At 67.0% G+C, this 21,367-nt stretch carries 18 protein-coding genes; 9 read left to right on the top strand and 9 right to left on the bottom strand.

Annotated features, from left to right (window positions below; translation table 11 throughout):
• The first annotated feature begins 49 nt into the window (after positions 1-49).
• A complete protein-coding gene (locus ACVT6V_RS30475) occupies positions 50-1,735 on the top strand; it encodes an acyl-CoA dehydrogenase family protein (RefSeq protein ID WP_489897779.1) in 1,686 nt (561 codons plus the stop codon).
• 169 nt (positions 1,736-1,904) lie between these two features.
• On the opposite strand, the gene ACVT6V_RS30480 is transcribed toward ACVT6V_RS30475, so the two are convergent.
• Entirely contained in the window at positions 1,905-3,275 is a 1,371-nt protein-coding gene (locus ACVT6V_RS30480) for an FAD-binding oxidoreductase (RefSeq protein WP_489897780.1), read from the bottom strand.
• Between the two features lie 166 nt (positions 3,276-3,441).
• Between ACVT6V_RS30480 and ACVT6V_RS30485 the strand changes: the two genes are divergently transcribed.
• Positions 3,442-4,407 (top strand): intradiol ring-cleavage dioxygenase, encoded by a 966-nt coding sequence (locus ACVT6V_RS30485; protein ID WP_489897781.1) that lies wholly within the window; start codon positions 3,442-3,444, stop codon positions 4,405-4,407.
• Positions 4,408-4,581: 174 nt separating this feature from the next.
• Positions 4,582-5,499: a serine/threonine-protein kinase gene (locus ACVT6V_RS30490; RefSeq protein ID WP_489901069.1), complete on the top strand. Its 918-nt coding sequence runs from the start codon at positions 4,582-4,584 to the stop codon at positions 5,497-5,499.
• Positions 5,500-5,941: 442 nt separating this feature from the next.
• On the opposite strand, the gene ACVT6V_RS30495 is transcribed toward ACVT6V_RS30490, so the two are convergent.
• Positions 5,942-7,069 carry an amidohydrolase family protein gene (locus ACVT6V_RS30495; RefSeq protein WP_489897782.1) on the bottom strand — a complete coding sequence of 376 codons (1,128 nt, stop codon included), beginning with the start codon at positions 7,067-7,069 and terminating at the stop codon, positions 5,942-5,944.
• A 145-nt stretch (positions 7,070-7,214) separates the two neighbouring features.
• Here ACVT6V_RS30495 and ACVT6V_RS30500 point away from each other — a divergent pair, with 145 nt between their 5' ends.
• Positions 7,215-8,366, top strand: coding sequence for an FAD-binding oxidoreductase (locus tag ACVT6V_RS30500; RefSeq protein ID WP_489897783.1), 1,152 nt, complete (start codon positions 7,215-7,217; stop codon positions 8,364-8,366).
• A 93-nt stretch (positions 8,367-8,459) separates the two neighbouring features.
• On the opposite strand, the gene ACVT6V_RS30505 is transcribed toward ACVT6V_RS30500, so the two are convergent.
• The 5 genes from ACVT6V_RS30505 to dnaK form a co-directional block, all read right to left on the bottom strand.
• Complete coding sequence (locus ACVT6V_RS30505; protein WP_489897784.1) at positions 8,460-9,566, bottom strand: hypothetical protein; 1,107 nt, start codon at positions 9,564-9,566, stop codon at positions 8,460-8,462.
• Between the two features lie 66 nt (positions 9,567-9,632).
• Positions 9,633-10,031 carry a heat shock protein transcriptional repressor HspR gene (locus ACVT6V_RS30510; protein WP_489901070.1) on the bottom strand — a complete coding sequence of 133 codons (399 nt, stop codon included), beginning with the start codon at positions 10,029-10,031 and terminating at the stop codon, positions 9,633-9,635.
• Complete coding sequence (gene dnaJ, locus ACVT6V_RS30515; RefSeq protein ID WP_489897785.1) at positions 10,031-11,227, bottom strand: molecular chaperone DnaJ; 1,197 nt, start codon at positions 11,225-11,227, stop codon at positions 10,031-10,033. The genes ACVT6V_RS30510 and dnaJ overlap by 1 nt, the downstream gene beginning before the upstream one ends.
• 528 nt (positions 11,228-11,755) lie before the next feature.
• On the bottom strand, positions 11,756-12,391 hold the full coding sequence (gene grpE, locus ACVT6V_RS30520; RefSeq protein WP_489897786.1) for a nucleotide exchange factor GrpE: 636 nt from the start codon (positions 12,389-12,391) through the stop codon (positions 11,756-11,758).
• A complete protein-coding gene (gene dnaK, locus ACVT6V_RS30525; protein WP_489897787.1) occupies positions 12,388-14,241 on the bottom strand; it encodes a molecular chaperone DnaK in 1,854 nt (617 codons plus the stop codon). The genes grpE and dnaK overlap by 4 nt, the downstream gene beginning before the upstream one ends.
• 381 nt (positions 14,242-14,622) lie before the next feature.
• On the opposite strand from dnaK, the gene ACVT6V_RS30530 reads away from it, so the two are divergent.
• Both ACVT6V_RS30530 and ACVT6V_RS30535 read left to right on the top strand, forming a co-directional pair.
• Positions 14,623-15,222 (top strand): TetR/AcrR family transcriptional regulator, encoded by a 600-nt coding sequence (locus ACVT6V_RS30530; protein WP_489897788.1) that lies wholly within the window; start codon positions 14,623-14,625, stop codon positions 15,220-15,222.
• A 282-nt stretch (positions 15,223-15,504) separates the two neighbouring features.
• Positions 15,505-16,356, top strand: a complete 852-nt coding sequence (locus ACVT6V_RS30535) for a DUF5995 family protein (RefSeq protein WP_489897789.1) — start codon at positions 15,505-15,507, stop codon at positions 16,354-16,356.
• Between the two features lie 144 nt (positions 16,357-16,500).
• On the opposite strand, the gene ACVT6V_RS30540 is transcribed toward ACVT6V_RS30535, so the two are convergent.
• Entirely contained in the window at positions 16,501-16,857 is a 357-nt protein-coding gene (locus ACVT6V_RS30540) for a hypothetical protein (RefSeq protein WP_489897790.1), read from the bottom strand.
• A gap of 224 nt (positions 16,858-17,081) precedes the next feature.
• Between ACVT6V_RS30540 and ACVT6V_RS30545 the strand changes: the two genes are divergently transcribed.
• Genes ACVT6V_RS30545 through ACVT6V_RS30555 form a run of 3 tightly spaced genes read left to right on the top strand, consistent with a single transcriptional unit; the run spans position 17,082 to position 18,910 of the window.
• Positions 17,082-17,666, top strand: a complete 585-nt coding sequence (locus ACVT6V_RS30545) for a TetR/AcrR family transcriptional regulator (protein ID WP_489897791.1) — start codon at positions 17,082-17,084, stop codon at positions 17,664-17,666.
• On the top strand, positions 17,663-18,439 hold the full coding sequence (locus tag ACVT6V_RS30550) for a maleylpyruvate isomerase family mycothiol-dependent enzyme (protein ID WP_489897792.1): 777 nt from the start codon (positions 17,663-17,665) through the stop codon (positions 18,437-18,439). Before ACVT6V_RS30545 ends, ACVT6V_RS30550 begins: the two co-directional genes overlap by 4 nt.
• A 21-nt stretch (positions 18,440-18,460) precedes the next feature.
• Positions 18,461-18,910 (top strand): ester cyclase, encoded by a 450-nt coding sequence (locus ACVT6V_RS30555; protein WP_489897793.1) that lies wholly within the window; start codon positions 18,461-18,463, stop codon positions 18,908-18,910.
• An 81-nt stretch (positions 18,911-18,991) separates the two neighbouring features.
• Here the strand turns inward: ACVT6V_RS30555 and lon are convergent, their stop codons facing one another.
• Positions 18,992-21,319: an endopeptidase La gene (gene lon, locus ACVT6V_RS30560; RefSeq protein WP_489897794.1), complete on the bottom strand. Its 2,328-nt coding sequence runs from the start codon at positions 21,317-21,319 to the stop codon at positions 18,992-18,994.
• Positions 21,320-21,367: the final 48 nt, after the last annotated feature.

Genomic DNA, 21,367 nt, shown 5'->3' on the forward strand with positions numbered 1-21,367 from the left:
AGAACTCGCGACCTCCTCGACCAGCAGCCAAACCCCGAAAGGCAGCCACATGACCCACTCCACCGAGACCACCGCGCACCCACTCCCCCACACAACCCACACCGTCTTCAACCAGTCCGCGCCACGCGTCGACATCAACGAGTATGAACTCAACACCGTTCTGCGCGAAGCGGTCACACGCCACGACGGCGGGTGGGCCGACGACGAACTCCGCGAGATCGGCGAGCTCGTGGGCAGCGCCCAGTTCCAGCACGATGCGCACCTGGCCAACACCATCACGCCGGTGCTGCACACCCATGACCGCTGGGGCAACCGGATCGACGAGGTCGAGTACCACCCGTCCTATCACCGCATCATCTCGGCGTCGGTCGCGCACGGCAGCCACACCCGCTGCTGGGCCGATCCACAGCCCGGCTCGCATGTGGTCCGCGCTGCCGGGTTCATGTTGTTCGGGCAGATCGAACCCGGGCATGCGTGCCCGGTGTCGATGACGCATGCGGTAATCCCGTCGCTTGAACTGCAGCCCGACGTCGCCGTCCAGTGGGTGCCGAAAGCACTGTCGCGCAGCTACTCCCCCGACCTGAGCGCCGACAAGCAGTCCGCGATCTTCGGGATGTCGATGACCGAGAAGCAGGGCGGCTCGGATGTGCGCGCCAACACCACGGTCGCCAAGCCGGTCGCGGGTGGCGGCCCGGGCGGCGAATACCTGCTGACCGGCCACAAGTGGTTCTGCTCGGCACCCATGTCGGATGCCTTCCTGGTCTTGGCACAGGCGGAAGGTGCCGGCGGCGAAGGACTCTCGTGTTTCCTGCTGCCGCGCGTCCTGCCGGACGGCACCCGCAACGTGTTCCGCATTCAGCGTCTCAAGGACAAGCTAGGCAACAAGTCGAACGCGTCGTCGGAGATCGAACTCGACGGCACGGTCGCGGTGATGGTCGGCGAGCCGGGCCGCGGAGTCCGCACGATCATCGAGATGGTCGCGCAGACCCGCCTGGATTGCGTGCTCGGCAGCGCCGCCGGGATGCGACAGTCGGTGGCCGAGGCCGTCTGGCACGCTCGTCATCGCGCCGCGTTCGGTGCCACGCTGGCCGACCAGCCGGCGATGACCGCGGTGCTGGCGGACCTCGCCCTGGAATCCGAAGCCGCCACGGTCACCGCGATCCGGCTGGCTCGCGCCCACGACGAGGATGCGAGCGATCAGGAGAAGGCCTTCCGCCGGCTGGCCACCGCCGTCGCCAAGTACTGGATCTGCAAGCGCGGACCACACCACTCCTACGAGGCACTGGAATGCCTGGGCGGCAACGGCTACACCGAGGCGTTCCCGTTGGCGATGCGCTACCGCGAGCAGCCGGTGATGGCCGTGTGGGAGGGCTCGGGCAACGTGATCGCGCTCGACGTCCTGCGCGCGATGACCCGCGAACCAGAGTCGGTCGCCGCGTTCGACGCCGAGATCAACAAGGCGCTCGGCGCCAACCGCACCCTGGACCTGCACCTCGAGCGCCTGCGTGACCAGCTCGGTGAGCTCGCCCGGATGGACACTGCCTCGGCACAGGGACATGCCCGCCGTGTGGTCGAGTCGATGGCCCTGGCGCTGGAGGCGTCACTGCTCGTGCGCTACTCCCCGGCCGCGGTCTCCGATGCGTTCATCGCCGCGCGTCTCGGCGCGGATCGCGCCTTCGAGTACGGCGCGCTGCCCACCGGCGCCGACCTGGGCGCGATTCTTTTGCGGCACTGAAGTTTTGCGGCCATTCGTGACGCTCGGCTAGCGCCTCGCTTCCTTCGAGACGCTCGCAAACTCGCTCCTCAGGACCCCGCCTCAGGGAGCGGATAACGCTCGGGCGGGCATTGTCCCGCCCGATCCCTGAGGAGCCCGCGAGGAACGAGTGAGCGTCACGAAGGGTCGCTCAGAGCAGCACACCCGGATTCAACAGGCCTTGCGGATCGAGCGCCTGCTTGATCCGCGCGGTCAGTTCCATGACGTCCTCGCCCACCTGGTTCGGCAACCACGCCTTCTTCAACCGACCCACCCCGTGTTCGCCGGTGATGGTGCCGCCCAATGCGATCGCGAGGTCCATGATCTCGCCGAACGCCGCCTGGGCACGCGCGGCCTCGTCGGGGTCGGAGGGGTCGAACACGATCAGCGGGTGGGTGTTGCCGTCGCCGGCGTGCGCGATCACCGAGATCATCACCCGACGTTCCGCGGCGATCGTCGCGACACCGTCGATCAGGGCCGGGAGCTGCGGGAGCGGTACGCCGACGTCTTCGAGCAGCAGCGAACCGAGTTTCTCCACTGCGGGGATGGCGGCACGCCGGGCCGCGGTGAATGCCTCGCCTTCCTGCGGGTCGTCGGTGGCGAACACCTCGGTGGCACCGTTGTCCTCGAACGCCCGCTGGATGATCTCCACCTCGGCGGCACCGGCGGGCCCCGGCGCATCCGACTGCGCGACCAGCAGCGCGCCGGCCTCACGGTCGAGGCCCATCCGCAGCATGTCCTCGACGGCGTTGATGGACACCGAGTCCATGAACTCCAGCATCGCCGGCCGGATCTGAGCGGTGATGGCCAGCACCGCCTCGCTCGCCTGATGCACGGTGGCGAAGCTGCCGACGACGGTCGACGCCGGTGCCTGCGGCGGCAGCAGCCGCAAGGTGATCTCGGTGACGATGCCGAGCAACCCCTCACTGCCGACGAACAGCTTGGTCAACGGCAGACCGGCGGAGTCCTTGAGTTGTTTGCCACCGAGACGCACCGCCCGGCCGTCCGCGAGCACCACCTCGAGCCCGAGGACATAGTCGGTGGTGACGCCGTACTTCACACAGCACAGGCCGCCGGCGTTGGTGGCGACGTTCCCGCCGATCGAGCAGATCTCGAACGATGACGGGTCCGGCGGATACCAGAGATTGTGCGCGGCAGCGGCGGCCTTCACCTCGGCGTTGAACAATCCCGGCTGGACGACGGCGGTTCGGGTGGCGGTGTCGATGACCAGCTCACGCATCTTCTCGGTGGAGAGCATCAGCGCGCCGTCGACCGCCGTCGACCCACCCGAGAGGCTCGTGCCCGCTCCCCGCGTCACCATCGGCACCCCGTGCCGCGCGCACCATCGGACGACGGTCTGTACCTGGGCGGTGGTGGTCGGACGCACCAGGGCGAACGGCGTACCGGCATCCGGGTCCTGCGCTCGGTCCTGCCGGTAGGCGGCGAGGATGTCGGGATCGGTGACGACCATTCCGTCCGGCAACTCGGTGGCGAGGGACTCCGGGGTGACGACTTCGGTCATGATCCCAACTGTATGCCCCGCCGTTCGCCCGATTCTTCAACACCGCGAGGCCGCCGGAGTGACGACGCCACGCTCACCAGGCGGAAAATTGCGACGACACCGACTCACAGCAACCCCGCAGCTCATCTGCTCGATGTCCGAAGTGTCGGGTTGTACCGTCACTCACATGCCGCCTGAACCACCTGACCACGACCGGGGACTGCGGTTCGATCTGCAGTCGCTGACCCGGCGACGCATGTTCGCCCTGTTCGCCACCGGTGCCGTGGCCACGACCGCGGCGGCGTGCGGATCGGACTCGTCCGGCGGTTCGTCGGGCACGTCGTCGGCGTCTACGTCGAGCGCCGGTACCGATGCGTCGGGCACGGCGCAGGGCTGCGCGCCCGCCGCTCCCGAGGAGACCGCGGGCCCCTATCCAGGAGACGGCAGCAACGGACCCAACATCCTGATCGCCTCGGGCATCGTGCGCAGTGACATCCGGTCGAGCTTCGGCGACGCCTCGGGCACGGCGGAGGGCGTGCCGGCCACCATCACCATTCGGCTGAAGGATCTCGTCGACAACTGCACACCGGGGCAGGGCATGGCGGTCTATGTCTGGCACTGCGACCGCGACGGCAATTACTCGATGTACAGCCAGGCCGACGCCGACCAGAACTACCTGCGCGGAGTCCAAGTGGCCGACGCCGACGGCATGGTCCGTTTCACGTCGATCTTCCCGGCCTGCTACGCGGGCCGCTGGCCACACATCCACTTCGAGGTGTTCGATTCGCTCGAGCAGGCCGTGGCCGGATCGGATGCGCGACTCACCTCGCAGATCGCGCTGCCGCAGGATGCCTGTGATGCGGTGTTCGACCACGACAGCGCCTACGCCCAGAGCATCACCAATCTGTCGCACGTGACGTTGGCGTCGGACAATGTGTTCGGCGACGGCTGGGATGCGGAGCTGGCCACGGTCACCGGCAGACCCGCCGACGGCATGACCATCGACATCACCGTCGGGGTCGCATCCAAAGCCGACAACCAGCAGCAGATGGGTCCGCCCCCACCGGGTGGGCCGGGCATGCCCGGCGGCCCAGGAGGACCGATGCCGAGTCCACCCGGTGGGCGCGGCGGACCGCCGCCTCCGGGAACCTGAGGTTCTCAACCGCCCTGACCGGGCAAAATGGGTTGGGTGAGCGATATGAACGGGTACATCCAGGACGCGGAGAAACACTGGCCGTCGCGCTCGACACAGGTCCGGGATACCGGCCGCGCCGGGGTGACCACCCGCCACCGCGCCGATCGTTCCTGGCCCGACTACCCTGACGTTGTGTTCGGGGCGGGTGACCTGGTGGGCGGCTACGCCATTGACAGCTACCTGGGCAGCGGCAGCAGCGCCGAGGTCTACCGCGCCCACCGGGGTGATGATCCCGATCCGGTCGCGCTCAAGGTCCTGCACACGCGACCCAACGACCAGCAGCGCATGCGCGAACGCTTCGATCGGGAGTTCACCATCGCCTCGCTCCTCGATCACCCACACATCGTCGACATGTATTCGCGGGGCGAGATCGACGCCGCGGACGTCGATGACGAGAACCGCACGCCGGCAACGGTTCTGTGGATGGCGATGGAGTTCATCGACGGAACGTCGGCGAACGAACTGATCACCCACCACCCGACCGAGGCCGGGGTCGCGACGATCACGGACATCGGTGAGCAGATCGCCGCCGCCTTGGACTACGCCCATCGTTGCGAGGTCTTGCACCGAGATGTCAAACCCGCAAACGTGATGGTCTCCACGAGCGCCGAGCAGACGCGCGCCGTGCTCACCGACTTCGGGATCGCCCAATTGCTCGATGACGCCCGTCCCCTGGCACGCAATGGCCGGGTCCAGGGGTCGATCGCCTATGCCGCCCCGGAACTGCTGACCGCACAACGGCTCTCCCCGGCCACCGATCAATATGCCCTGGCCGCGAGCATGTTCGAGCTGCTCACAGGTGATCCACCGTTTCCGCGGGCGACTGCGTTCGCCATCACCTACGCCCATCTCCACGATCCGGTGCCCGCGCTGACCAAGGCTCATCCGTGGCTGCCGTCGTCGTTGAACTCGGTGTTCGTCAAGGCGCTGGCCAAGAACCCTGCCGATCGCTATGACACCTGTGCGGAATTCACCGACATCATCCGGCGTGCGTTGCGGGATGTCCCGGTGCCCGAACCGGCACGGAGGCGCGGGTGGTGGACGCGGTGAGCGCTTCGCGCCACCTTTCGTTCGGGTGAATGCCGAGGCACCGTATCGAGACCACCACACCGGATCTCGACACGCCCTCGCCCAGCAGGAGGGCACCCAACCGCTGGTCGAGTAGGCGCCGAGGCGCCAGCCGAGGCACCGTATCGAGACCACCACCGAATCTCGACACACCCAACCGCTGGTCGAGTAGGCGCCGAGGCGCCAGCCGAGGCACCGTATCGAGACCACCACCGAATCTCGACACACCCAACCGCTGGTCGAGTAGGCGCCGAGGCGCCAGCCGAGGCACCGTATCGAGACCACCACCGGATCTCGATACGCCCTCGCCTGGCGGCTCGGGCTACTCGATCAGCGGGTGGGGCTACTCGATCAGCGGGTGGGCGTCGACTACTCGATATCAGCGGGTGGGCATCGACCACTCGATCAGCGGGTGGGTCGGCAGCTAATCCTCGATCCGGTACACCCGCAATGCATTCTCTCGGAAGACTTTCCGCAGCACATAGTCGCCGCGGGGTGAGATCAGGTCGATGAGGGCACCGATGATCATGTCGAGCGACGCGTTGGGTTTGTCGATCGGGAAGTTGGAGCCGAAGATCACCCGGTCCGCGCCGAAATGGCCGAGGACATGCTCGACGAGAGGCCCGATCATCTCGGCGAGCGTGCCTCGGCTGCCGACGTTGCCCCACCGTTCGCGCCCGTAGCCGAGCACGGGCAGTCCGAGACCCGACAGCTTGACCATCACGTTGGGGCAGGCGGCGACGGTGATCATCCGTTCGCGCCACAGGCGCAGGATGTCGGCGCGCGCCCCCGCCGTCGCCCCGGTCCGTGCGCCGACCGGACCGAACACCCCGACGGGCGCGCCGATGTGATCGACGACGATGGTCACCTCCGGGTACTCGCGCGCCAGGGTCACCACATCGTAGAGCTGATGGGAGTACACGAAGGCGTCGAAGACCAGCTTCCGCTCGGCGACCTCGGCGAAACCCTTCAGAAAGGCGGTCGAGGCGAGAATGCCGTCGCTGTCCGCGCCGTTGCGGATCTTGGGGTCCGGGTGGCGCGTGGTGATCCACCGGATGCCGCGCATGCGGTCGGTGAGCGCGGCGTGCTCGTCGAGCAGTTCCGGAAACCTTTCGGAGCGCGGATCGGCATGCGCGACGATCGCGCCGAGACGGGGCGCCGACCCGAGCCCGAACGGCAGCCCGACCACGTAACGGGTCTCCTCGACCGCCGAGCGGCCCGCCGGGGACTCCGAACCGCCGGCTGTGTCGTCGCCGCGCCAGTGCGACTCCATGTGCACCACCGTGTCGACCCGAACGCCGGCAATCGGCGGAACCATGACTGCGTCGGCCAGATACTGCATCGGCTCATAGACCCGCGCCACCGTGCTCGGGGTCAGCACGTATTCGCGGTCCGCCTGCGACACCACCATCGGGAACACCCGGTCCCCGAACGACGGGACGAACCGATACAGCCGCGAGAGTCGGTTCGCCGCCCATGGTGTGCTCCGCGGATTCCACTGGTGCAGATGGGCATCGACTATGCCCGGAATCACGCCATCGAGCGAGCTCACCTACCCGAGATTGCCACAGTTGACGCGGACCCGACATCGAATGATCGATCGTAAGTCACCGTCGCTCGACCGTTAGGGTGACTAGAGTCTTTCGGGATAATCGGGTCGACGCGGAACAACGGATCAACGGGGAGGTGAGTGCGACGTGGCCAGTCACTCTCGGCACACGCTGCATCACCTCCGTGACCTGATCAATCGCGACCCCGACCGCTTCTCCACCAACATCTACACGCGGATGTTCTCCATCGACCCGGACCTCCGGGAACTCTTCCCGGCCGTGATGGCGGGTCAGCGCGATGCGTTCTTCCGGGTGATCGACCATGTGCTCGACGTCGTGCCGAGCGAAGCCGGGCATCAGGAGCTGATCGAATTCCTGGCGCAACTCGGCCGTGACCACCGCAAGTACGGCGTGCGGCCCGAGCATTACGGCATCATCTACCAGGCGTTGATCGCCGAGTTCGCCGCGATCCTCGGCGATTACTGGGACGACGAGGCGGCGCAGACGGTGACGCAGGCGATGATGCTGACCACCGGGGTGATGCGCGGAGCCGCCGAAACCGCGCCCCATCCGGCGTTGTGGTCGGCGCAGGTCGTGGAGAAGTTCCGCATCACCCGTGACCTGGCGGTGGTCCGGCTGCGCACCGACGCGCCGCTTCGGTTCGACGTCGGCCAGTACCTCGAGGTTCAGGTTCCGCAACGCCCCAAGGTGTGGCGCAATCTGTCCCCTGCCATCCCCCCGAACCCGGCGGGCGAACTCGAGTTCCATGTCCGTGCCGTGCAGGGAGGAACGGTGAGCTCCGCGATCGTCGGTGAGACGCGGCCCGGCGATGTCTGGTATTTCGCTCAGGGCCACGGCACGCTGCACGTCGACCGGCAGCGGCCGGTGCTGATGGTCGCGGGCGGGACGGGCCTGGCGCCGCTGCGAGCGCTGTTGATCGAGATGTCGAAACGGGCCGACTCGCCGCCCACCCACATCTTCTATGGGATGCGGTACCCGGGCGAGCTGTATGACCTCGCGGTGCTACGTCGGATCGCGGCGACCAATCCGTGGCTGACGGTGACCGCGGTGTCGGAGGAGACTGCCGATCCGTGGTGGATCACGTCGATGGCGACGCCGGAGGCATTGGGGATCGAGCACCGGATCGGCACCCTGGCCGAGGTGGTCGCCGGGTCAGGCCCGTGGGATGACCATCAGGTCCTGATCGCGGGGTCGGCGAAGATGATCGACACGACCCGTCGCCGACTGCTCATCGCGGGTGCGCGGGCCAGCATGATCCAGCACGACCCGGTCGGCTGACGGTCCGAGCTTCCTCCCCCGGGTATCGCCAAACTCTCCACCAGCCGGCGGGGGACCTGCCGATACCAGGGGAACGAACAGAGCGTCTTCGCGTCAGGGCGGGCCGTAGGTGGTGCCCGGGCCGCCGCCGAACACGGTCTCCGTCGTCGTCTCGGTGACGGTGACGGTCGGCGCATCGGTGGCGGTCTCGGTCTCGGTTTCGGTCTCGGTGGCCGTCGACGTCTCGGTGACGGTCTCCCGCTGAGCGCGCACCGTCGTGGTCGCCACCTCGGTACGGACCTGTGTCACCGGTTCGGCAGTGCGGGTCACGGTCGTCGGTGGCGCGGTCTCGGTGACCGTGGACGTCGGGGCCGCGTCTTCGTCGGCAGCGTCGACCCCGGCGAAGACGGCCGACGCTGCGATCGCGCCGAGGGCCAAGGCCGCCACGATCGCTGCGCCGATCAGCCACCAGCGACGGTTCGACGACGCTCCGCGCACCGCGGCAGTGGGTCGCACCGCGAGTGTGGCCGCACCGACGGCAGCGGCGAGCGCCGGTTGGTGGGCCACCGTGACCGGGCGCGCCAGTGCGTACTCGAGGGCCGACGCCGCGCCGGGCACCTCCGCCCCCGGGCCGGTACACACCACCGACGTCACCGACGAACCGCCGGGTGCGGCCACCACCGCGTCGGCGACAGCACTGGCATGGGCCGGATCGGTGACGGGACCGGGGGAACCGTAGGCGAACTCGGCCGTGCCGAGCACCTCGCCGGTCGCCGAGTCCAGTGTGACCACCGACGATCCCGGCGACGGGACCGCCGCGCGGTCCAGGTCGACGACGGCGATGATGCCGCGGCCGGCGACCACCGCGCGGGCCGCCTCGGCAAGGGCGCTCGGCGAGTCGGTGACGAGAACCTTGTCGTACCAGCCGGGCCGAGACGTGCCGGGCGAAAGATTCGACTGCAGATAGCTTTGCGTGGCCGGCCGCGCACAGGCGATACCGATCCGATCGATCTCGTACGGCACGGAATCCACGAGCTCGTGGATCGCGGTCTCCGAACTCTGTGCCGACGGATCGGGCAGCTCGACCAGGTTGGTGGCGATGATCTCGCCGTCTGGGCCACGGACGATGGAGGCCACCTGATCCTCGACGACGGAGATCCCGAGCACCGACCCGGCCGAGGGCGAGCCGCCCCCGAAATGGGCGCCCTTCGTCTCGGCCATGTCCTCAGTCCTGTCTCCGGCGACGTTTCGTCCCGAGTCAGGGTAGCGGGTGGGCGATGTCGCCGATCAGTCGGCTTTACGCTTGCGCCGCGGCTGCCACACCACCAGCGCGCTGGTCCGTGGTACCGGCACCAGTTCGCCGCCACGCCGCTGGGACGCGCTGTCGAGGTCGGCCTGGAGTTCACGAACCCGCTGCTGGAGCGCGTCGACCTGATTGCTCAGGTCGATGATCCGCTTGATCCCGGCGAGGTTCACGCCCTCCTCCTGGGACAGGCGCTGGATCTCGCGGAGCAGTTCGACGTCGCGCGTGGAGTAGCGCCGGCCGCCGCCGCTCGTGCGTTGCGGCGTGACCAGACCGAGCCGGTCATAGGTGCGCAGTGTCTGCGCATGCATGCCGGCGAGTTCGGCGGCGACCGAGATGAGGAACGTCGCGGCACTCTCGTTCTCGAAGTCGCGCGCCATCATCATCGCCCCCACCCGGCGCGGGGATCGAAACCGGCGGCCTTCTCCGCGGCGGCGTACTGCCGCATCGCTTCGGCGGCCGCGTCGTCCAGTTTCGGCGGTACGGCCACCTTGACGGTGACGAGCAGGTCACCGGCGCCGCCGGACCGCTTGGGCACCCCACGTCCTCGGACCCGCAGGGTGCGGCCGTCGGTGGTGTTCGCCGGGATCTTGACCCCGACGGTCCCGTCGAGCGTCGGCACCGACACCGTCGCACCGAGCACGAGCTCGGAGATGCTGACGGGCAGCTGCACTTTGAGGTCGTTGCCGCTGCGGGTGAACACCTTGTCGGCGGTGACGTGCACGACGACGTACAGGTCGCCGGACGGCGCTCCGCGACGGCCCGCCTCCCCCTGGCCGGCCAAGCGAATGCGCTGGCCGTCCTCCACGCCGGCGGGAATGCGGACATTGATGGTGCGGGCGCGGACCTTCACACCGGTGCCCTCGCAATCCGAGCACGGATCGTCGATCCGTGACCCGGTGCCCTGGCAGTCCTGGCACGGTTCGCTGAAACCGAACGCCCCCTGGTTGCGGCTCACGAACCCGGAACCGTTGCAGTTCGGGCAGACCCGCGGACTGGTGCCCGGCTTCGCGCCGCTGCCATGACAGGTCGTACAGGGAGCCGGGCTGGTCACCCGCAATGGGACGGTCGTACCCATCGCGGCGTCCTTGAACGACAACGACGTCTCGGTCTCGAGGTCGTTGCCGCGCTTGGGCCGAGTGGCCGTCGAGTTGCGCGGGCCGCGGTTGAACAAGCCCTCGAACAGGTCGCCGAATCCGCCGCCGGCGCCGCCCGCGTCGCCCCCGCCGAACAGGTCGCCGATGTTGAAGTCGGCGCCGGTCGACGTCGTGTAGGTCGTTCCCCCGCCTCCGGGGAAGCCCCCGGGGAACCCGTTGCCTCCGCCGCGGAATCGTCCGCCGGCGAACATGGCGCGGGTCTCGTCGTATTCCTTGCGCTTCTCGGCATCGGACAGCACGCTGTGTGCTTCAGACACCCGCTTGAATCGCTCTTCGGCCGCGGTGTCACCCGGATTCGCATCGGGGTGCAGCTCGCGAGCGAGCTTCCGGTAGGCCTTCTTGATCTCTTCAGCTGAAGCGTCAGAAGCAACGCCCAGGTCCTTGTAGAAGTCGTGTTCCAACCACTCTCTCTGCGGAGCCACCAGACGTCACCTCCTTCGATATGTCAATTGTCTGGATGAAGTTGTCCTTGTTCAGTTGTCGTTCACTGCTCCCTGAGGAGCGAGCCGAGCGTCCCCGCCCCCTGAGGTGCGAGTTTCCCCGCCCCCTGAGGAGCGAGCCGAGCGTCCCCGCCCACTGAGGAGCGAGCCGAGCGTCCCCGCCCCCTGAGGAGCGAGCCGAGCGTCCCCGCCCCCTGAGGAGCGAGCTTGCGAGCGTCACGAAGGGCGCCCCTTCGTGACGCTCGTCGCTAGCGCTCCTCGCTCCTCAGGGAGCGGGGTGGTCGCTAGCTCTAGCGCTCCTCGCTCCTCAGGGAGCGGGGTGGTCGCCAGCCCTAGCGCTCCTCGCTCCTCAGGGAGCGGGGTGGTCGCCAGCCCTAGCGCTCCTCGCTCCTCAGGGAGCGGGGTGGTCGCCAGCCCTAGCGCTCCTCGCTCCTCAGGGACCGGGTGGTCACTCAGGGAGCGAGGAGGTCACCAGCGCCCCTCGCTCCTCAGGGATCGAGAAGGGTGCGCTTATTGTGCACCAGTCTGTTCAGTTGCATTGCTCGGTGTATCAACCGGGTCGGTGACCGTGACCATCGCGTGACGGATCACCTTCTCGCCGAGCCGGTAGCCGGTGCGGTACACGGCACCGATGACCGGCTCCGCGCCCTCACCGTCGTGCTGGACCGCCTCGTGCAATTCGGGGTCGAACACGTCGCCCGGTTCGCCGAACTTGGCGAGTCCCTCGCCGGCCAGTGCGCCGGCCAGTTTGTCGGCGACACCGCGCAGCGGTCCGCTCTCGAGGTCGCCGTGCTCACGGGCACGGTCGAGGTCGTCGAGAACCGGCAGCAACTTGTCGATGAGGAGCTGCTTGCCATAGGCGACCGATCCCTGCTTCTCCTCGGCAGCCCGCCGCCGGAAGTTGGCGAACTGGGCCCGTTCTCGTTGCAGGTCCGCGGTCAGCTCGGCCACCCGCTCGTCGGCGACGTCGGCGGCTGTCTCGCCCTCGTCGGGCGCCGCATCCGTAACCGGCTCGGCTTCCGCCGGGCCCGGTCCGGCGGCCGGATCCTCGCGCACCTCACCCGTTTCCGGGTCGATGCGACGACGATCGGTCACCGTGACCGGTTCCTCGGCAGCGTGCGTGCCGTCCGGCCCGCCAGCGGTCACTTGTTGTCCCCGGTGTTCGACGGCTCGTCGACGACCTCGGCGTCCACCACGTCGTCGCCGCCGGCAGTCTCACCTTCCGGTGCGCCACCGTTGGGCGACTCCGCAGCCGATGCCGCATAGATCGCCTGACCCATCTCCTGCGACTCGGTCGACAGCTTCTCGATCGCGGCCTTGATGGCGGCGATGTCGGTGCCCTTCAGAGCCTCCTGAGCCTCCGCGATCGATGCCTCGACCTTGTCCTTGACCTCGCCCGGCACCTTGTCCTCGTTGTCCTTGAGGAACTTCTCGGTGTGGTTGACCAACGACTCGGCCTGGTTGCGGGTCTCGGCCTCCTCGCGACGCTGACGGTCCTCGTCGGCGTGCGCCTCGGCGTCCTTGATCATCCGGTCGATCTCGTCCTTGCTCAGGCCCGAGCCCTCCTGGATGCGGATCGAGTTCTCCTTGCCGGTGCCCTTGTCCTTGGCGGTGACGTGCACGATGCCGTTGGCGTCGATGTCGAAGGTCACCTCGATCTGCGGCACACCCTGCGGCGCAGGGGCGATGCCGCCGAGTTCGAACGAACCGAGCAGCTTGTTGTGCGAGGCGATCTCACGCTCACCCTGATAGACCTGGATCTGCACCGACGGCTGATTGTCCTCGGCCGTGGTGTAGGTCTCCGACCGCTTGGTCGGGATCGTGGTGTTGCGCTCGATCAGCTTGTGCATCACGCCGCCCTTGGTCTCGATACCGAGGCTCAGCGGGGTCACGTCGAGCAGCAGCACGTCCTTGACCTCGCCGCGCAGCACGCCGGCCTGCAGGGCGGCGCCGACGGCGACGACCTCATCGGGGTTGACGCCCTTGTTGGGCTCCTGGCCACCGGTGAGTTCCTTGACCAGCTCGGTCACCGCGGGCATACGGGTCGAACCGCCGACGAGCACCACGTGATCGATGTCGCCGACGGCGATGCCGGCGTCCTTGATGACGGCCTGGAACGGCGCACGGGTGCGCTCGAGCAGGTCCGAGGTGATCTTCTGGAACTCGCTACGGCTCAGCTGCTCATCGAGGAACAGCGGGTTCTTCTCCGCGTCGACGGTGATGTAGGGCAGGTTGATCGAGGTGCTCTGCGACGCAGACAGTTCGATCTTGGCCTTCTCCGCAGCCTCACGCAGACGCTGCATCGCCATCTTGTCCTTGGTCAGGTCGATGCCGTTCTGGCTCTTGAACTTGTCGACGAGCCAGTCGACGATGCGCTGATCCCAGTCGTCGCCACCGAGGTGGTTGTCGCCGGAGGTCGCGCGGACCTCGACCACACCGTCGCCGATCTCGAGCAGCGAGACGTCGAAGGTACCGCCACCGAGGTCGAAGACGAGGATGGTCTGCTCGCTCTCGCCCTTGTCCAGGCCGTAGGCCAGTGCGGCGGCGGTGGGCTCGTTGACGATACGCAGGACGTTGAGGCCGGCGATCTGGCCGGCTTCCTTGGTGGCCTGGCGCTGCGAGTCGTTGAAGTAAGCCGGGACGGTGATGACCGCGTCGGTGACGTCCTCACCGAGGTAGGACTCGGCGTCGCGCTTCAGCTTCTGCAGGGTGCGGGCGCTGATCTCCTGCGGGGTGTACTTCTTGTCGTCGATCTCGACGGACCAGTCGCCTTCGCCCATGTGACGCTTGACCGACCGGATGGTGCGGTCGACGTTGGTGACCGCCTGGTTCTTCGCCGGCTGTCCGACCAGAACCTCACCGTTGCGTGCGAAAGCGACGATCGAGGGCGTGGTGCGGGAGCCTTCGGCGTTGGCGATGACGGCGGCCTCGCCGCCTTCGAGCACGGAGACCACCGAGTTGGTGGTGCCGAGGTCGATTCCAACTGCACGAGACATATGTGTTCCTCCTAGTTCATGGGTCTGCACCCAAGTACGTGCCCGGGTCCGGCGCCGGTCTGGCACGAACCGCGGATGTTCTTCGAAACCCGCGCGGGACCCGAACCTCAGTGCATCCGACTCATGTCCTACTGAAAGAACGAGCCGGAGTCAACCTGGGTTGAGTCTACACGACTCAGGTTTCTCGATGAGTCCAACGGGACGATCGCGGAGAATGTTCCCGATTTCGCGGTCAAAGTTGAGCGTATATCACTCAATGTGAGTCAAATCTCACTGCCCGGCTCCGGTCATGCGACACCCAGCGACCGCTGTTTAGACTGCATCAGCCGGGCATGGACCCGGTCTCCAGACGCGAGGCCTGTGACCTCGGAAGGCGGGGTCGTGACATCGAAGCCGACGATGACTGACCGGCAGGCGCGGTTCGGGCGGGCGGCTCTCGACGTCATCGCCGCCGGCGGCCTGCGAGCACTGACACATCGATCGGTGGACGAGGCGGTCGGCCTGCCCGCCGGCTCGGTCAACTACTACGCACCGACCCGATCTCGACTCCAGGCACTCGCGCTCGCCGAGGTGTACGAGCAGATGTATGCCATCGCGATACGGGCGTTCACCCCGATACTCGCGGCCGGAAACGACTCCTCCACCGACATGATCCTCGACTGCACCACCGACTTCGTCGAGGCGATGTCCACCGAAGGGCAGGGCGTGGTGAGTGCGCGCCACGCGCTGGTCGTGGAAGCGCAGTTCGACGACGAACTGCGCAAGCAGGTGAACGCCAACCGCAGCGCCTTCATCGAGTTCACCGAGCCGTTCGTGGCGGCGTTCGGACCGGACAGCCCGGAACGGTCGGCGGAACTGGTGGTGGCGCTCATCGACGGACTCATCCAGCAGCAGACACTGATCGCGACCACACACTTCCCCCGGGAATTGATCCGCCTGGCGATCGCGCGCATCTTCGGTTTCCCGACCGGCGACGACTGATCGATTCCTACCGCCGACGGGTAGCGAAGGATCGCGGTGGCGTCCCATCGCGCCCTGGAGTACGACGACGACCGATACAGCGCCGGGAAGGACTGCGGGACAGTGCATCTCGTTGATTTGTTGGCCCGATACGTGCCGACGTTCACGGTGACATGTTCACCGGCGATGACTGCCACCACGCGGTCGGCGCCATCGGCACGAGCGAGCCTCGCGGCCAACCTTACCTTTCGGTAGCTTCACAATTCCGACACGGATGTGCACCAATGTGAATATTCTTCGCTCATGCGCGCATTCAAATCTGTTGGTGTGGCACTTCTGGCTACGGCGTTGACCTTCGGCACAGTGACTGCGATCGCCCCGACGGCAATGGCATCCCCCACAGCGGTATCGGCCTGCATTCCCAAGTCGACACCCGAACAAAACAAACAACTCGGTGCGCTGACCGATCCGAAAAGCATCGTCACCTATGACGACGCGCAGAAGAAGATCGCCGACCTCCGCAAAGTCCTGAGTAAACCCAACGACTACCGCGGAACCTTCCCGATCGCCTTCGACGAGATCCTCAAACTCGTTGGTCCGAGTATCAAATCGGGGATCTACGACGACCCGGTCTGGGCCACGGCCCTCGCGGTGGAGGTCGTGCGCCTGTATGTGAGCGCGCTGCACGAGTTCGTCACGGGCGGAAAGCCTCCCGCTCACTGGGCGCAGGCGCTGCGGCTGACCACGCACTGCGACCGCAGTCCCGGGCGCGTGCTGATGGGCGAGATCTTCGCGCATCTGATCATCGACTTCCCGAACGCATTGGTGACGGTGAAGTCGACGCCGCAGGACACCCGCGACTTCTACACCTTCGGTGGGGCACTCGTAGACGCCACTCCGGCGATCATCAAGGCCTTCAAGAAGACCTACGGGGTCGATCTGGAACCATTGTTCACCGCCTGGTTCCTCGGTGACATCATCGGCGACAAGCGAGCGACCACCGTATTGTTCCAATCGACTCGAACTGCCGCCTGGGTGAACAACTTCGGTTTGCAGAACCCGGTGACGCACGATGCCACAGTTGCCGAGATGTGGGTGCTGTATGAGAACGCGACGGTGTTCATGAACATACTCGAGAACATCGGGCAGATCTGATAGGAACTGTTCGGTTTGCGACGGTGACTCACCGAATCGGCGAAGAATGACATAACAATCAACACCTGCGAGCCGCGGTAACGATGATCGATACCGCGGCCCGCTGGTGTGTCGGTTTCAGCCAATGGGTTGCTTGCCGACGAGCTACACAGGTTCCGGCGGCAGCGCATCCCCGGGGAAGCCCCGGGCGGGGTGCACCTCGAAGGTGAAGACTTCGGCCTGAACCCCAGGGTCGTCGTTCATGAGTCCGGTGGTCGTGTCGACGTCGCGATCGAAGATGCCCACACCGCACACATCCGAATCGTCGAGGACCGGGAGCACCACGGACAGGGCGCCGGCCGCCCGGAGCGCGAAATTGCGGCGGCCGTGTTCCCAGATGATCGCCTCGGCCTCGGGAGATTTGTACTTCGGGCCGGCCCGAAGGATGACCACGGAATACGGCTGGGCGTACTGAAGACTCGTCTGCATTTCTTCGTCGGTGATGGTGGGTAGATCGGTCATGGGACCTCCTCGACATCCGTTCCGCGCAGGTCGCAGGCTCACCTGATCCGGGCGCAGCGTTGACAAACCGCAGTACCGATTATCGTCGTCGCACTCATCGGCTGCTGCCGATGTGGCCGAATCAGAGCCGCCGATCCAGCACCCACCCGAACGGCACAGACTCTTGACTTTCCCGCATCGTCTATCAATGATAGTTCTATGCCTATCAACGATAGGAGCCGCTGATGCCGCCACTCACACTCGATAAGCGCGCCGCGCGACGCCGGCAGATTCTCGACGCCGCGTGGTCGATTGCGAACGAGAGCGGTCTGGGTGCGGTGACTCTGCACGAGGTCGCCCGACGCGTGGGCATGCGGCAGCCATCGCTGTACAGCTATGTGTCGTCGAAGCTGGATCTGTTCGACGCGATGTTCGCCGAAGCCTACGAGGAGTTGCTCGCACGGATCGATGCCGTTCCCGCGGCCGGTTCGGCCCGCGAGCAACTGATGCGGCTGTCGCAGACGATCGTCGAGTTCGTCGTGGACAACCCGCCACGCCAACAGCTGCTGTTCCAGCGCACCATTCCCGGATTCGTCCCCTCAGAGACCTCCTACCGGTTGGCGGAGCAACTGGTACGGCGCACACAGGTCCTGCTTGTCGCGGCCGGCGCGACACTGCCTGCCCAACTCGATGCCTACACCGCCGTCATCGCCGGCATCGGGGCCCAGCAGATCGCCAACGACCCCGGAGGTGACCGATGGACCCGACATGTCGAGACCATGGTCGCGCTCGTCGTCGACCACTTCCCCCGAGAGGACGCCACACAATGACTTCGTTCGAAAGCACCCGTCCCGCAACAGACATCAAACGGATCGGCCACGACGAGGCGATGCAACTCACCGCCACCGAGAACGCGCGCCTGCTCGAACTGCTTCGACGCCTCGGTCCCGACGACTGGGCGAAGGCCACCGACTGTGACGGCTGGACGGTCCGAGACGTGGTGGTCCATGTCATCGCCTCGGCCCAGGCGCAGGCCAATCCGCTGGAATTCCTCCGGCAGGTCCGGGCCGGGAGACCACTGACCGCTGAGATCGGTGGCGAACACTGGGTCGACGGCCTCAACGAGGCGCAGCTACGGGCCCGGACCCGCTGGCAGACAGACGAACTGGCGAACCTGTGGGAAACGCACTCCGCCGCCGCATTGCGGGCACGAACGCGTATGCCCACACCCGTTCGCGCACTTCCGCTGTTGCCGATCGGCACCCCCCTCGGCGTGGACCTCGGCTGGAAGCCCCTCGGGTACCTGTTCGACATCGGCTTCACCCGCGACACCTGGATGCATCGCGTCGACCTCGCGCGGGCAACCGGCCTCGAGCTGCAGCCCACCGCCGATCACGACGGACGGATCGTCGAGGACATCCTGGCCGAGTGGGCAGAAGTCCACGACCAGCCCTTCACACTCGACCTCGAGGGCCCCGCGGGTGGCCGCTTCACCGGCCACGGCGGCGCGCCGACGATCGGCATCGACGCCATCGAGTTCGCGCGCACCCTCTCCGGCCGTGCCGAGGGACACGAAGCCCTCGCCAACAGACTTCCGCTCTGACAACCCACGAAAGGCAGATCGATGTCCACCTCAACCGAAGCACACACCGCGACAACCAGTTTGGCCGAATCCAACAAGCTCGCCGACCGGCGTTTCATCGACGAGATCATCAACGGTCAGCATCTGGAGATGATCAGTGACATCCTCACCGAGGATTTCGTCGAGCAGAATCCGCCGCCCGGCCAAGGCCCCGGGCGCGACGGCCTACGCGACTTCTTGGCGCAGATGTTCAGCGCCTTCCCCGACCTGCGGTGGTCGGTCCACGAGATGGTGGCCGAGGGCGACCGCGTGGCGGCCTGGTCGACGTGGACGGGCACCCACCGCGGAGAATTCCTCGGCATCCCGGCGACAGGCCGATCGGTGACGGTCGAGGCCTGGACCTTGGATCGTTTCCGGGACGGCAAGCTGAGCGAGAGCCGCATCATCATGGATGCGATGGGCATGATGGCACAGCTCCAGGGCGACGCGTAGTCGGCACAACACAACAGACGGGCGGTGCGTAGGACCTTCCTACGCACCGCCCGGCCGTGTGTGCCGTTGTGCCCGTGTGGATCAGGCCGCCGTAGCGTTCGCCTCCTGCGCCGGCTCGAGCGCCTGCACGATGATGTCGGCGACATCGACCATGGGCTTGACCTCCAACGCGTCGAGCACCTCGGCCGGCACATCGTCGAGGTCGGGCTCGTTGCGCTGCGGGATGAACACGGTCGTGAGCCCGTTGCGTTGCGCGGCAAGCAGTTTCTGCTTGACCCCGCCGATCGGCAGCACCCGACCGTTCAGCGTGACCTCACCGGTCATACCCACCTCGGCACGCACCTTTCGCCCGGTCGCCATGGAGACCAGCGCGGTCACCATGGTGACGCCCGCGCTCGGACCGTCCTTGGGCACCGCGCCGGCGGGCACGTGCACGTGGATGGTCTTGTCCAGCGCTGTCGGGTCGACACCGAGCTGCTCGGCGTGCGCCCGGACATAGGACAGCGCGATCTGCGCGGATTCCTTCATCACGTCGCCGAGTTGTCCGGTGAGCTGCAGTCCGGGCTTGCCGTCCGTCGAGTTGGCCTCGATGAACAGCACGTCGCCACCCATTCCGGTCACCGCCAGGCCGGTGGCCACGCCGGGCACCGCGGTGCGTTCGGCCGATTCCGGAGTGAACCGTGGCCGCCCCAGATATTCCTTGAGGTCGGGCTCGTCGATCGTGACCGGTGTGGTGGCCTTGCCTGATTCGATATTGGTGGCGGCCTTGCGGAGCGCCTTGGCGAGTAGCCGCTCGAACTGCCGCACACCGGGTTCCCGGGTGTAGTCGGCGGCGATCTCACGCAGCGCCGCGTCGGTCACGGTCACCTCGTCGGCGGTCAGGGCCGCCCGTTCGGCCTGCCTCGGCAGCAGGTAGTCGCGGGCGATGGCGACCTTGTCGTCCTCGGTATAGCCGTCGAGCGTGACCAGCTCCATCCGGTCCAGCAGCGCCGACGGGATGTTCTCCACCACGTTGGCGGTGGCCAGGAACAGGACGTCGGACAGGTCGAGGTCGAGATCCAGGTAGTGATCGCGGAACGTGTGGTTCTGCGCAGGGTCGAGGACCTCGAGCAGTGCCGCCGCCGGATCACCGCGGTAGTCCGAGCCCACCTTGTCGATCTCGTCGAGCAGCACGACCGGATTCATCGATCCGGCCTCGCCGATGGCGCGGACGATCCGGCCGGGCAGAGCACCGACGTAGGTGCGGCGGTGACCACGGATCTCGGCCTCGTCGCGCACACCACCGAGGGCGACGCGCACGAACGTGCGGCCCAACGCGCGGGCGACACTTTCGCCGAGCGATGTCTTGCCGACACCGGGCGGGCCGGCCAGCACCATGACGGCCCCGGAGCCGCGGCCGCCGACGACCTGGAGGCCGCGTTCGGCGCGACGTGCACGCACCGCCAGGTATTCGACGATGCGGTCCTTGACGTCCTCGAGGCCGTGGTGGTCGGCGTCGAGGATCTCGCGGGCACCGGCGATATCGGTGGAGTCGTCGGTCTTGACGTTCCACGGCAGGTCGAGCACGGTGTCGAGCCAGGTGCGGATCCAGCCGGTCTCCGGCGACTGGTCGCTGGCGCGTTCGAGCTTGCCGACCTCACGCAGCGCGGCCTCGCGTACCTTGTCGGGCAGGTCGGCGGTCTCCACGCGACCGCGGTAGTCGTCGGCGCCGTCGGGTTCGTCCTCACCGAGTTCCTTGCGGATCGCGGCGAGTTGCTGACGCAGCAGGAATTCCTTCTGCTGCTTCTCCATGCCGCTGCGCACATCGTCGGCGATCTTGTCGCTGACCTCGGTCTCGGCGATGTGTTCGCCGGTCCACTCGGTGAGCAGGGTGAGTCGCTCGGCGATGTCCGGCGTCTCCAGCAGCTGACGCTTCTGGGCGTCGGTGAGCCAGGACGTGTACCCGGCGGTGTCGGCAAGGTCGGACGGATCGGTCATCTTGTTGACCGCGTCGATGATCTGCCACGCCTCGCGACGCTGCAGCATGGCCAGCACCAGCTTCTTGTACTCGGCGGCCAGCGCCTTCACCTCGTCGGTGATCTCGGGGTCGTCGACCTCGGTGATCTCGACCCACAGGGCCGCGCCCGGACCGGTGGTGCCGGACCCGATGTGGGCCCGCTTCTCGCCCTTCACGACGACGGCTGTGCCGCCGCCGGGAATCCGGCCGATCTGGACGATCGACGCGAGCACGCCGTAGGTGGGATAGCGGTCGTCCAGACGCGGGGCGACCAGCAGTTTTCCGGACTCGCTGGCCCGGGCCGCGTCCACCGTCGCCTGAGCGGCGTCGTCGAGCGGGATCGGCACCACCATGCCGGGCAAGACGACCAGGTCAGGAACGAACAGGACGGGCACTGAGTATGTCTCAGTCATCTAACCTCCAAAGTTCAGTCTGACCGACTCAACCCTGGTGGCCGGATG

It is taken from the genome of Gordonia sp. LMA167, from assembly GCF_058130025.1.

What these genes read in the sequence shown, in the direction of transcription:
- ACVT6V_RS30485 (WP_489897781.1), top strand. Translation starts at nt 3,442, where the DNA reads ATGCCGCCTGAACCACCTGACCACGACCGGGGACTGCGGTTCGATCTG.
- ACVT6V_RS30550 (WP_489897792.1), top strand. Translation starts at nt 17,663, where the DNA reads ATGACTTCGTTCGAAAGCACCCGTCCCGCAACAGACATCAAACGGATC.
- ACVT6V_RS30545 (WP_489897791.1), top strand. Translation starts at nt 17,082, where the DNA reads ATGCCGCCACTCACACTCGATAAGCGCGCCGCGCGACGCCGGCAGATT.
- lon (WP_489897794.1), bottom strand. Translation starts at nt 21,319, where the DNA reads ATGACTGAGACATACTCAGTGCCCGTCCTGTTCGTTCCTGACCTGGTC.
- ACVT6V_RS30475 (WP_489897779.1), top strand. Translation starts at nt 50, where the DNA reads ATGACCCACTCCACCGAGACCACCGCGCACCCACTCCCCCACACAACC.
- ACVT6V_RS30540 (WP_489897790.1), bottom strand. Translation starts at nt 16,857, where the DNA reads ATGACCGATCTACCCACCATCACCGACGAAGAAATGCAGACGAGTCTT.
- ACVT6V_RS30510 (WP_489901070.1), bottom strand. Translation starts at nt 10,031, where the DNA reads ATGATGGCGCGCGACTTCGAGAACGAGAGTGCCGCGACGTTCCTCATC.
- ACVT6V_RS30535 (WP_489897789.1), top strand. Translation starts at nt 15,505, where the DNA reads ATGCGCGCATTCAAATCTGTTGGTGTGGCACTTCTGGCTACGGCGTTG.
- ACVT6V_RS30555 (WP_489897793.1), top strand. Translation starts at nt 18,461, where the DNA reads ATGTCCACCTCAACCGAAGCACACACCGCGACAACCAGTTTGGCCGAA.
- dnaK (WP_489897787.1), bottom strand. Translation starts at nt 14,241, where the DNA reads ATGTCTCGTGCAGTTGGAATCGACCTCGGCACCACCAACTCGGTGGTC.
- ACVT6V_RS30505 (WP_489897784.1), bottom strand. Translation starts at nt 9,566, where the DNA reads ATGGCCGAGACGAAGGGCGCCCATTTCGGGGGCGGCTCGCCCTCGGCC.
- ACVT6V_RS30480 (WP_489897780.1), bottom strand. Translation starts at nt 3,275, where the DNA reads ATGACCGAAGTCGTCACCCCGGAGTCCCTCGCCACCGAGTTGCCGGAC.